The organism is uncultured Sphingomonas sp., from assembly GCF_937859915.1.
Taxonomy (GTDB): domain Bacteria; phylum Pseudomonadota; class Alphaproteobacteria; order Sphingomonadales; family Sphingomonadaceae; genus Solisphingomonas.
The window spans coordinates 1-11,952 of record NZ_CALMAW010000078.1; the positions used below are offsets into that span (position 1 = coordinate 1).

Consider the following 11,952-nt stretch of genomic DNA (forward strand, 5'->3'; position numbering starts at 1 on the left):
GGGCTCGGGTGCGGGCGGCGGCGGCACCGGCCTCACCGAGGAGCCCGACTCCGACAGCGCCGGCGGCGGCGGCCGCGAGCCGGGATTCGCCCCCAAACGCTAGGACTTTGCCGCCCCTCCCCACCGCGGGGAGGGGCGGTCCGCAGCGCCCCCGATGCCGTGCGCCGATCGTTCCTGTCGCTAAGTCCCTATGCTGCAGTGCGATTGCATCTCTCGCAACCCCGCCGGCCTACCGAACATTTGCCTTGCTGCACCGCACCAATAGACTGGCGGGGTCGATCAGGGCCAGTGACGGCCCGCCATCGGGGGATTGCACCATGCGCTTCTTCATCGTTCCCGCCCTTCTCGCCGCCACCGTCGCCCTGCCCGCGATCGCTGCCCCGCTGCAGCATTTCACGCGCGACGGCGAGGAGTACAGCTACACCGCGCAGCGCCAGCCCAACGGCGTCGTGCTGCTCAACGGCACGGTCGACGCGACCGGCGAGCGCTTCGCGCTGCGCGTCCGCGGCACGCAGGTCGTCGGCCGTCTCGGCATGAGCGACGTGTCGTTCACCGTCTCGCACGAGACCGCCGAGCGCCTCGCCGAGGAAGTCTCGCCGGCCACCGAGACGACGACGCTCGCCGCCAACTGAGGCATCCGCCTCCGCCGCACCCGCGGCGATCCTCGAACCCCGCGCCGGCCGGTCCGTCGCGGGGTTTGTCGTGTTGGGCGAGACGCTGTTGCGCTCATTCGAGCGCGCCGCGAAGCAGCCCGCGCGTCCGCACCGCGCCGAACAGGATGCGCTCCTGCGCGGCGAGCCGCTGCGCCTTCGCGACCTCCGCGGGGTTCGGCGGGCCGACCGTGGCGGCGCGCTCCGCATCGAACCCCGCCGACCACGCCGCCCAGCGCGCATCTCCCGGCACGATCGCGATGGAGCGGGTCAGCGTGATATGGTCGCGGGGATCGACGGGCGAGGGCGTTGGTCGGGGCATCGGCGGGGCTCCGGACGGCGAGACGGGCACAGGCATAGGCTGCGGCGAGGGCGCAGCCGGCGCGACCGCTTGACGAAGTTGACAGGCTGGACGCCTTTTCACGCGGGTCCCCGCAGGCGGCGGCGGCGACGCCGCGGCGGCTCCGGTTCGGGCTCGGGCTCGGGCAGGCCGAGCTCGGTGATCATGTCGTCGAAGCTCGCCGGCGGGGTGAGCGACACCCGGAACAGCCCGCGCCGGTCGCCGGGCGGCGCATAGTCGTCGGGCGCGCGCACCCGCAGCAGCGTCGCGAGCAGCTTGTCGTTGTAGCGCCGCCGCGTGCCGATCTGTTCGCCATGGTAGAAGACCGGCTCCTCGACGCCGTAGATCGCGCGCTCATAGGCGGCGTCGCACAGCAGCTGCGTCGAGCGCGCCTGCGCATGGTCCCAGGCCTCGAGGAAGTCGCGCCCGGCGTCGCGGTTGCGATGGGCATAGAAGGCCTGGCGCGAGGCGCCCGCCTGCCGCGCCGCCTGCGAGACGCTGCCGGTCGCGGCGAGCACCTCGACGAAGATGCGCTGCCGCTCGGGGGTGATGCCGTCGTGGCGCTGCGCGAGCGCGCGGGTCTCGGGCGAGGGCGCGGCGTCCGGCACGTCGTCGAACGACGGAACGGGAACAAGCATCGGGCGACTCCTGCGACAGGACGCTAACCTATATGGCACAAGGCTGGTCTGTAGGAAAGGGTTTTCGATCCCGGTCTGTTCTCAGGGCATCCGAATCGCGGTGGGGGCGTGAGTCATGCACCGTCGGGCCGCCGGGCCGATCGACGCGAATAGCGTAACGCCGGGAATGGCGATTAGCGTCGATCCGGCACAGCGGGATTGGACGCGTCGCGCACGCCGTCTCGCTTGCGCGGACCCGCCGATCGATTGCCCGGCCATCGCCGACGCTGGCCGATAGCCGGTTTGCGTATCGGGCCGGGCTGGCAGGGGCGGATCACCGCGGCGCTGCGCAAGGCGGTGGGGTTGTGAGGCGCTGCTGACAGGTTGAGCGCGCGACACTCGCCGCCGTTCGTCCTGAGCCTCTCGAAGGATTGTTCTTCTTCTTATTGGTAGAGCAAGAAGCGATGTGCTTCGACAGGCTCAGGACGAACAGGATTAGTGTCGAGCACCTCGCCACCGGCCTGGATCGGAGATTATACAGCGACCATGCAGCGCGACGCGATCATAGCGAGAATCCGCCGCCATCACCCCGAACCCGAGACGGCAGGGATGACGCGGCCATCGCTGAGATGCTTGCTCACCAAAATTCCCATGATAAGTTAAGGCCATGAACCTCGTCACCGCCCCTTTGGTATTGATGATTACGCCAAGCGCCGTGCCGATCCGAGCGTGAAATCGATAGGAGCATTGGACGTGCAGCAAATTGGCAGGGAGTACCAACTCGACTTCCAAGACGGAACTCTCTTTGGCAATGATGCAGGCGAGGACGAGCAGCCGGAGGTGCTCGCCTCATAAATTACTCTATGCCGAAATACACAAGATATCGGATAAATGATTTATATAAAGAGCATCATCATCAGTTTCAAGGACTTGAGCGTTTAGTGCAGTGCTTTGCTGGACGGAAAGTCAGGTTCACTACCGATGAACTTACCTCGCATATTAATCGTGAATTCATTGGTCCCATAGGAGCGGGCCGCATAGGGCTGATCGACGGCGAAGTATACTCGTCCCCGTTCCAACTCGCCCACTTTCTATTTAAAATAGGGTTTATCGTAGGGCGCGTTGAGTCGGACGAGAGCTCCGCTCACGCGAGTTTTGTAAGTTATTCCGAAAACCCGGAGCTTCTCAAATATAACAGTAGCATTCGCCGCGATTACGATTGGGAAGTGTACCCGTCATTTAGACAGCGCGCGAAATCTAAAGACTTCGCAGATAGTTATCTTGTAGACGACGAAGAATAATAACTACTCCGCCGCCACCTTCGCCGTCTTCCGCTTCCGCACCACTTTCGTCGCCGCCGCCACCGGCGTCACCGCCTTCGCCCCCAGCAGCGGCTTCAAATACCGCCCCGTATAGCTGCGCTCGACCTGCACCACATCCTCGGGCGTGCCGACCGCGACGATCTCGCCGCCCTTGTCGCCGCCCTCCGGCCCCAGGTCGATCATCCAGTCGGCGGTCTTGATCACCTCGAGATTATGCTCGATCACCACCACCGTATTGCCCTGCTCGACCAGCGCGTGGAGCACCTCGAGCAGCTTGCGGACATCCTCGAAATGCAGGCCGGTGGTCGGCTCGTCGAGAATATACAGCGTGTTGCCCGTCGCGCGGCGCGACAATTCCTTGGCGAGCTTGACGCGCTGCGCCTCGCCGCCCGACAGCGTCGTCGCCTGCTGGCCGACCTTGACGTAGCCCAGGCCCACCTCGACCAGCATCAGCATCTTGTCGCGGATGCCGGGCACCGCCTTGAAGAATTCGGCGGCGTCCTCGACGGTCATGTCGAGCACGTCGGCGATCGACTTGCCCTTGAAATGGACCTCGAGCGTCTCGCGATTATAGCGTTTGCCGTGGCACACGTCGCAGGTGACGTAGACGTCGGGCAGGAAGTGCATCTCGATCTTGATCAGCCCGTCGCCGGTGCACGCCTCGCAGCGCCCGCCCTTGACGTTGAAGCTGAACCGGCCGGGCTTGTAGCCGCGCGCCTGCGCCTCGGGCAGCCCCGCGAACCAGTCGCGGATCTGCGTGAACGCGCCGGTGTAGGTCGCCGGATTGCTGCGCGGGGTGCGGCCGATCGGCGACTGGTCGATGTCGATCACCTTGTCGAGATGCTGCAGCCCCTCGATTTTTTCATGCGCACCAGCCAGGACCCGTGCGCCGTTCAGGGTACGGCTGGCCGAGGCGAACAGCGTGTCGATCGTGAAGGTCGATTTGCCCGAGCCGCTGACCCCGGTGATGCAGGTGAAGGTGCCGAGCGGGATGCTCGCGCTGACGTCCTTGAGGTTGTTGGCGGTGGCGCCCTTGACGGTGATCTTACGGCCGTTGCCGGGGCGGCGCGTGGTCGGGACGTCGACCATCCGGCGGCCCGCCAGATAATCGCCGGTCAGGCTGCCTTCGGTTGCAAGAATGTCGTCGAGCGTGCCTTGCGCGACCACCGCGCCGCCGCGCACGCCTGCGCCCGGCCCCATGTCGACGACATAGTCGGCGGTGCGGATCGCGTCCTCGTCATGCTCGACGACGATCACCGTGTTGCCGAGATCGCGCAGACGCCGGAGCGTCACCAGCAGCCGGTCGTTGTCGCGCTGGTGGAGCCCGATCGAGGGCTCGTCGAGCACGTAGAGCACGCCCGACAGCCCGCTGCCGATCTGCGAGGCGAGACGGATGCGCTGGCTCTCGCCGCCCGACAGCGTGCCCGAGGTGCGATCGAGGTTGAGATAGTCGAGCCCGACATTGTCGAGGAAGCCGAGCCGCTCGACGATCTCCTTCAAGATGCGCTCGGCGATCTGCCGCTGCTGGTCGTTGAGGTGCTGCGGCATCTCGCGGAAGAACTTCAAGGCAGGCCCGACCGCGCGGCGCGTCGACATCGAGATGTCCTCGCCGGCGATCTTGACCGCGCGCGCCTCGGGCTTGAGCCGGGCGCCGTCGCACACCTCGCAGGGCCGCGAGGACTGGTATTTGGCGAGCTCCTCGCGCATCCACGCGCTCTCGGTCGAGAGCATGCGGCGCTCGAGATTGCCGACCACCCCCTCGAACGCCTTCTTGACCTCGTAGGATTTGCGCCCGTCCATGAAGCGGAGCGTCACCGCGCGGCCCTTCGAGCCGGTGAGGATCAGCGCGCGCTGCTCGTCGGTCAGCTGGTTCCACGGCGTGCCGAGATCGAAGTTCGCGTCGCGGCTGAGGCTGGAGAGCACCTGCATATAATAAGGCGAGGGCGGGTTGGACTTCGCCCACGGCACCACCGCGCCCTGCTTGATCGAGAGATTCTCGTTGGGCACGACCAGCGCGGGATCGAAATACAGCTTCTCGCCCAGCCCGTCGCAGGCCGGGCAGGCGCCCTGCGGGGCGTTGAACGAGAACAGCCGGGGCTCGATCTCGGCGATGGTGAAGCCCGAGACCGGGCAGGCGAACTTCTCGCTGAAGGTGATGCGGTCGGCGATGCCGTCGGGGAGCGCCAGCGCCTTGATCCCGGTCTTGGCGCGCGCGGCCGGTCCTTCGACTTCGCTCGGGACGAACGGTTCTCCACCATCGCCCTCACCGTTCGTGCCGAGCGCAGTCGAGGCACCGCTGAAGGCCTCGCCCACTACATCGACATAAGCCAGCCCCTCGGCCAGCTTGAGCGCGGTCTCGAAGCTTTCGGCGAGCCGCGTCTCGATCCCCTCGCGCACCGCGAGCCGATCGACCACCACCTCGATGTCGTGCTTGTATTTCTTGTCGAGCGCGGGGGCCTCCTCGATCTCGTGGATCGTGCCGTCGATGCGGACGCGCTGGAAACCCATCTTCTGCCACTCGGCGAGTTCCTTGCGATACTCGCCCTTGCGCCCGCGCACCGCGGGGGCGAGCAACAGGAAGCGCGTCCCCTCGGGCAGCGTCATCACCCGGTCGACCATCTGCGACACCGTCTGCGCGCTGATCGGCAGCCCGGTCGCGGGCGAATAGGGGATGCCGACGCGCGCCCACAGCAGGCGCATGTAATCGTAGATCTCGGTAACCGTCGCGACCGTCGAGCGCGGGTTGCGGCTGGTCGTCTTCTGCTCGATCGAGATCGCGGGGGAGAGACCCTCGATATGATCGACGTCGGGCTTCTGCATCAGCTCGAGGAACTGGCGCGCATAGGCCGACAGGCTCTCGACGTAGCGGCGCTGCCCCTCGGCATAGATGGTGTCGAAGGCGAGGCTCGACTTGCCCGAACCGCTGAGGCCGGTGATCACGATCAGCTTGTCGCGCGGCAGGTCGATCGACACGTCCTTGAGGTTGTGCTCGCGCGCGCCGCGTACGGAGATATGAGTCAGCATAGGGCTCAGTCTGTTCCAGATTTGTTCGGGTGGGGCAAGGGCATCCGCGAAGGCATGGCCGAGATGGGGGCGGCGCCGCGGATCGGCAAGCGAAGCGCCCGCGAGCGCCCGGCGTCGACGGATCGTCGTCGGTCTTTGCCGGTGTCGCGACGCCGTCTCGCGATCCTGACAGCGGCATGCGCACCGTCGGATTGGACGCCGGCACAGTCATGTCCCATTTTTGAACGGATTTCTTGCGACACCGTAGAATCCGTTCTTGCATTCCGGCAATTCATGCCCAACCAGTTCTATTCGTTCGGAAAAGCGTGACCCGTCTGCTGCTATAGTATCTGTTACGCGGCTTGGCGGAATTGGTCTCCCGTATCGCCATTTCTATATGAAGCGTGAAATCGGCTTTGTTTACGCTTTGCAGTTAGGCCCAGTGATCGAACGATTGGGACGGGAATGCCGAAAAGGATAAAAAGGCAGATCGTCAGCGGCGTGGAACGTCTGCACATTCCCAAGAGGATGCGCCAGATCCGCTTCCTGTCGTCCAATCTGCGTCCGCATCGTCGCTATGTCGGCAGCCTGGCATCCTGCGCCAGGATCGTGTCCGACGTGCCGATTGGGCATCTCCGCTACAAATATCTGCGCAACTATCTCGTCCGGGACTGGTCGTTCGCGATGCGTCGAGACGCGATATCCGAGCATTACCGGTTTCTGGCAGAGCGCCGCGAGGCGTTCATCCTCGACCAGGGGCGCCACGGGCGTCGTATTCTCTGGGAGAGCGACGCCAGCCAGGGGGACGAGCCGGTCGTCGCCGTGTCTCTCTCGCGGAGCCGCGTCGCCAGATCCGAAGGGGAATCGGAAATATCCGTCTTCCTGGGCCAGACGAGGCTCGCCACGCTAAGCTTCACCTTCGCGTGCGGGGCGGGGGTCGGTGCCGATCGGCAGACCGTTTGCCTGATCGGCTCGCTGCAGGGGACTGTCGACACGCACGCGGAAACGAAGCGTGCGGCGGGATTGATGATGGGCCTGTCGCCGTTCAAGATGCTGATCGTCGCGCTCAAGATGGTCGCGGCGGCGCTCGGTTTCGACGACGTCCATGCCGTCTCGGCCGGGCAGCAGGTGGCGTTGTGCGGCGAGATCTCGGCGACGGGCCTGGACTATGACAAGCTGTGGACCGCCGCGGGCGCCACGCAGCAGCCCAACGCCTTTTTCCGGCTCAGCACGAAGACGGAAAACCGATCGCTCGCCCATCTGTCGTCGGCGCATCGCCGGCGGGCGGCGCGACGGCGGGAAGCGCAGGAGCGGATCGCAAGCGACATCGCACGGCGCCTCGGCGTGTCGTGCGGTCGCGATACGGCGGCGGCCATCGGCCTGTCCTGACGGCCGCTCCGAATTCGGACCGTGGCTCTTGAGGTCGGAGCCAGATCGTCTAGTCTTGCAGGCAGAACAGGAGGTCATATGCCCCGCTTCCGTCTGCTATTGGGTGCCGTCGTCGCGTCCGGCGCGATCGCTTCGGCGGATGCGCACTCGCCGCCCGGCGACCTGTCATGGGGCAAGCCCGGCGTCTCTCTGGCGCAATATGCCAGCGATGCCGCCCAATGCGCCGATACGTCGCGCGCCGTCGTCGCCTCGATCACGCCCGCGACGCTGACCGCGCTCGATGCGCTGAGCGCCGCCCAACTCGTCGAGGTCGCGCAATATCTCGGGCGCGGTCCCGACGCCGAACCGCTGCGCGCCGTCGCCGACATCGCGGCGACCCGGTCCGCGGAGGATATCGCGCGGCGCTCGCTCAACTTCGGCGCGCGCTATACGCAGATCGTCTCGCACGACGTGCGGGGCGAGCTCCAGGCCGCGCTCGACACATGCCTCGCCGATCGCGGCTATGCGCGGATCCGGTTGACCGAGAGCCAGCTGCGGGCGCTGTCGAGGCTGAAGCGGCACACGCCCGAGCGGACCGCCTATCTGCACGCGATCGACTCCGATCCGGTCGTCGTCGCGCAGCAGGCGATGACGACGCCCTCGTCGCCCCGGTGACCGGCGGGGGCATCCGTCGTCGCATCCCGTCGTCCTGACGAACGTCGGGATCCAGGGCGTCATCCACCGCCAGCGGCGGCCCTGAATCCCGGCTCACGTCCGGCATGACGAAGACGGAGCGGGCGGCCGATCAGCGAACCTCGACGCCCTTCCAGAAGGCGATGCGGTCGCGGATATTCTCGGCCTTGGGCTTGGGATCGGGATAATACCAGGCGGCGTCGCGATTGTCGGCGCCGTCGACGGACAGACTGTAATAATGCGCGGTGCCCTTCCACGGGCAGACCGTCGTCGTATCGCTCGGACGGAGCACCGCCGTATCGACCGAGTCCGCGGGGAAATAATGATTGCCCTCGACGACCACCGTATCCTCGCTGCGCGCGATGACCGCGCCGTGCCAGCGTGCTTCGACCATGATGACTCTCCTTCGCGCATCAGGTCGGGAGTCGCCGCCTCCAAATCAAGGCGTGGACGCGGGCGGCGGCTGGCGGACAGGAAAGGCTGATCCGTCCCGTATCCTCCTGACGAAGGCCAGGATCCGGATACGCCCCGCGCCAAGTGCGAGGCGGCGCCCATCGATCCCGGACCGGGTCGGGGATGAGGAAGACGGGCGTGCGGTCGTCGAAGCGGGGGCGGCGACCTCAGTCGCCGCCCCCGCTGGATCACACCGCCGCCTTGAGCGCGTCGACCAGGTCGGTCTTCTCCCACGAGAAGAAGTCGCCGTCCGCCTCACGGCCGAAATGGCCGTAGCTCGCGGTCTTCTGGTAGATCGGCTTGTTGAGCTGGAGATGCTCGCGAATGCCCTTGGGGGTGAGCCGCACCAGCTTGGGCAGCACCGCCTCGAGCGTGGCCTCGGGTACGGTGCCCGTGCCGTGCGTGTCGACATAGACCGACAGCGGCTCGGCGATGCCGATCGCATAGCTCAGCTGGATCGTGCAGCGCGTCGCGAGACCCGCGGCGACGACGTTCTTGGCGAGATAGCGCGCCACATACGCGGCCGAGCGGTCGACCTTGGTCGGGTCCTTGCCCGAGAAGGCACCGCCGCCGTGCGGGGCGGCCCCGCCGTAGGTGTCGACGATGATCTTGCGGCCGGTGACGCCGGCGTCGCCGTCGGGGCCGCCGATCTCGAACTGGCCGGTCGGGTTGATGTAGATGTCGGTCGCGTCGGTGATGAAGCCCTCGGGCAGCACGTCGCGGAAGACGCTCATCACATAGTCGTGGAGCACGGCATATTTGGCGGGATCGGCGTTCTCGCCCTTCTCGCAATAGCCCTTCGCATGCTGCGTCGAGACGACGAGCGCTGCGGCGCGCACCGGCTTCTCATTCTCATATTGCAGCGTCACCTGGCTCTTGGCGTCGGGCTCGAGGAAGGGGGCGGCGCCCGAATGGCGGTCGGCGGCCATGCGCTCGAGGATCTTGTGGCTGTAGTAGAGCGTGGCGGGCATCAGGCCCGGGGTCTCGTCGGTCGCGTAGCCGAACATGATGCCCTGGTCGCCGGCGCCCTCGTCCTTGTTGCCGCTCTCGTCGACGCCCATCGCGATGTGCGCGGACTGCGGATGGAGGTTGTTCGAGAAGCTGAACGTGTTCCAGTGGAAGCCCGACTGCTCGTAGCCGATCCGCTTGACCGTCGCGCGGATCGTCGCCTCGATCTCGTCCTGCACGCCCGGCGCCCAATTGCCGGCCTCGTCCATGATGCCCTTGCCGCGGATCTCGCCCGCGATGACGACCATGTTGGTGGTGGTCAGCGTCTCGCACGCGATGCGCGCCTGCGGATCCTTGCCGAGGAAAAGATCGACGATCGAGTCGCTGATCTGGTCGGCGACCTTGTCGGGATGGCCCTCGGACACGGATTCGGAGGTGAAGAGAAATTCGCTGCGCATCGGTTCAACGGTCCCTTTGGAAGGAGGCGAAAGTCGGACTTAGAGAAAGCCTTATATAAAGCTCTCTTTATATGTCCTAGCGGCAAATGCCAGCCCTCCGAGAAGCAGCGCTATCAGCAGCACTGCCAAATTGCCGAGATGCGCGAACAGCGTCGCCGGCAACGCGCTCGGCAACGGCAGCGCCATCATCCCCATCGATCCCGCGGGAAGCGACTTGAGCACGCGCCCGTCGGCATCGACGATCGCCGAAATTCCGGTCGGGGTGGCGCGGACGACGGGCATGCCCTCCTCGATCGCGCGCAGTCGCGCCTGTGCCAGATGCTGCGGCGGCCCTGAGTCGCCGAACCAGGCATCGTTGGACGGGTTGAAGACGAACATCGGCCGGTTGGATTCGTCGACGACGTGGCCGGAGAAGACCATCTCGTAGCAGAGCTGGAGCCCGACCTTGCCGAAGCCGGGGAGGGCGAGCGTCTGCGGCCCGGGGCCGGGCTTGAAGTCGATGTCGCCGGGAACGAGGCGGGCAAGGCCGAGCGGGGAGAGGAGCGAGCGCATCGGCAGATATTCGCCGTACGGCACGAGATGCGCCTTGTCGTAGCGGCCGAGCAGCGCGCCGCCCGATCCGATCGCGAACACCGAATTGCGCGCCGCGATCTCGTCGCCCGCGGCGTTGCGGATCGCCGCCTCGCCGCCGCCGAGCAGGATGTCGTGCGGGCCGAGGATGGCGGCAAGCTGCGCGCGCACCGCGGGATCGTCCTGCGCGTCGCCCTCGATCGCGGATTCGGGCCACAGCACCAGTCGCGGCTTGGCGCCGGCGACCCCCGACAATGCCTGCAGGCGGGCGAGGTGGCGCTGGATCAGGTCGGGCGTCCAGCGCTCGCCCTGGCCGATATCGGGCTGGACGACCTGGACGACGGGGCCGGTCGGCATGGCGGGGGGCGGCGGCGGGTCGAAGCGCTGGAGCAAGGCCGGCGCCATATACAGGCCGACAAGGATGCCGAGCCCGATCGCGGCAGGAATGTTGGCGGCGGTGAGCAGCGTGCGGCGGGTCAGCGCGTCGCGTGGGCGGGTCGCGAGGATCAGCATGAAGCCGGTCGAGGCGACGACCAGTCCCGACAGCGCATAGGTGCCGACGGTGCGCGACACGAAGGCGAAGGGCAGGTCGATGATCGTCACCGCGATCGGATTCCACGGGAAGCCTGTGAAGATCGTGCCGCGCAGCCATTCGCTGGCCGCCCAGCTCGCGCCGAGGAACAGCGTCAGGCTGACCGCACCGCCGCCGACGCGCCGCGTCGCCCACCAGGCCGAGGCGGTGGCGAGCGCGGGGAAGACCGCGAGATAGAGCGACAGCGCGACCACCGCGACCCAGCCCAGCCAGGCGGGCATCGCCGCCTGATAGGTGAACGCCTTGGCGATCCAGTCGAGCCCGAGCACGAAATTGCCCAGCCCGAACAGCGCGCCGATCGCCGCGGCGCGCCACAGCGTGTCGGCGCGCGACAGGATCAGATAGAGGAAGCCGAAGGCGAGCAGCGTCAGCGGCCACAGCCCCAGCGGGGCGAAACCGAAGGCGGAGAGGATGCCGAGCAGCAATGCGGAGAGGAGCGGTGCCATGCCGGCCCGCTAGACCCGTCGCCGTCCGCTGTCATCCTCCCTCGTCATGCGGGAGTCACGAACGGCAGGGAAATATCGTCCCCATCGAAGATGGGGAGGGGGACCAGCCGCAGGGTGGTGAAGCGGTATCCGACCGCGGAGACCGGGCGCTTCGGGATGGGTGGCCCGGCCCTCCACCTCCCCGAGCTTGCTCGGGGAGTATCGGGCAGGCGCTCAGCGCTGCAGCCCGGCGATCTGGGTCGGTCCGCCGACCTGCCAGAGCTGGACCGGGCCCATCACCGGCGCTTCGTCGGCAACGGCGGCGGCGGTCATCACAGGCACGGGCGCCGCGGCGCCCTGCGTGGCCTGATAGCGTGCCATCACGGTCATCGCGGTGACGACGTCGGCGGGCAGCGTCACCGGCGCGGCGGCGGGCGGCGTCGGCGCGGCGAGCGCGATCAGCACCGGCTGTGCGTCCAGCTTGGCGGGGGACGCCGAGACGGCGGCGAGCGT

At 66.9% G+C, this 11,952-nt stretch carries 10 protein-coding genes; 3 read left to right on the forward strand and 7 right to left on the reverse strand.

Features of this window, described 5'->3' with window-relative positions; all coding sequences use genetic code 11:
- Nucleotides 1–317: 317 nt before the first annotated feature.
- Nucleotides 318–632 carry a hypothetical protein gene (locus Q0326_RS10085; protein WP_298689767.1) on the forward strand — a complete coding sequence of 105 codons (315 nt, stop codon included), beginning with the start codon at nucleotides 318–320 and terminating at the stop codon, nucleotides 630–632.
- 94 nt (nucleotides 633–726) lie between these two features.
- Here the strand turns inward: Q0326_RS10085 and Q0326_RS10090 are convergent, their stop codons facing one another.
- The 3 genes from Q0326_RS10090 to uvrA form a co-directional block, all read right to left on the reverse strand.
- Nucleotides 727–972, reverse strand: a complete 246-nt coding sequence (locus Q0326_RS10090) for a hypothetical protein (protein WP_298689769.1) — start codon at nucleotides 970–972, stop codon at nucleotides 727–729.
- A 98-nt stretch (nucleotides 973–1,070) separates the two neighbouring features.
- Nucleotides 1,071–1,628 (reverse strand): hypothetical protein, encoded by a 558-nt coding sequence (locus Q0326_RS10095; protein WP_298689771.1) that lies wholly within the window; start codon nucleotides 1,626–1,628, stop codon nucleotides 1,071–1,073.
- Nucleotides 1,629–2,911: 1,283 nt separating this feature from the next.
- Entirely contained in the window at nucleotides 2,912–5,953 is a 3,042-nt protein-coding gene (gene uvrA, locus Q0326_RS10100; RefSeq protein WP_298689773.1) for an excinuclease ABC subunit UvrA, read from the reverse strand.
- Nucleotides 5,954–6,460: 507 nt separating this feature from the next.
- Here uvrA and Q0326_RS10105 point away from each other — a divergent pair.
- Both Q0326_RS10105 and Q0326_RS10110 read left to right on the forward strand, forming a co-directional pair.
- Nucleotides 6,461–7,321, forward strand: coding sequence for a DUF535 family protein (locus Q0326_RS10105; protein WP_298689784.1), 861 nt, complete (start codon nucleotides 6,461–6,463; stop codon nucleotides 7,319–7,321).
- 78 nt (nucleotides 7,322–7,399) lie between these two features.
- Nucleotides 7,400–7,975, forward strand: coding sequence for a hypothetical protein (locus Q0326_RS10110; RefSeq protein ID WP_298689775.1), 576 nt, complete (start codon nucleotides 7,400–7,402; stop codon nucleotides 7,973–7,975).
- Between the two features lie 130 nt (nucleotides 7,976–8,105).
- Here the strand turns inward: Q0326_RS10110 and Q0326_RS10115 are convergent, their stop codons facing one another.
- The 4 genes from Q0326_RS10115 to Q0326_RS10130 form a co-directional block, all read right to left on the reverse strand.
- A complete protein-coding gene (locus Q0326_RS10115) occupies nucleotides 8,106–8,387 on the reverse strand; it encodes a DUF427 domain-containing protein (RefSeq protein ID WP_298689777.1) in 282 nt (93 codons plus the stop codon).
- A 247-nt stretch (nucleotides 8,388–8,634) separates the two neighbouring features.
- A complete protein-coding gene (metK, locus tag Q0326_RS10120; RefSeq protein WP_298689779.1) occupies nucleotides 8,635–9,852 on the reverse strand; it encodes a methionine adenosyltransferase in 1,218 nt (405 codons plus the stop codon).
- 51 nt (nucleotides 9,853–9,903) lie between these two features.
- Nucleotides 9,904–11,460, reverse strand: a complete 1,557-nt coding sequence (lnt, locus tag Q0326_RS10125) for an apolipoprotein N-acyltransferase (RefSeq protein WP_298689781.1) — start codon at nucleotides 11,458–11,460, stop codon at nucleotides 9,904–9,906.
- Nucleotides 11,461–11,673: 213 nt separating this feature from the next.
- Nucleotides 11,674–11,952: hypothetical protein (locus Q0326_RS10130; RefSeq protein ID WP_298689783.1), on the reverse strand; the 279-nt coding region annotated here is incomplete at its 5' end.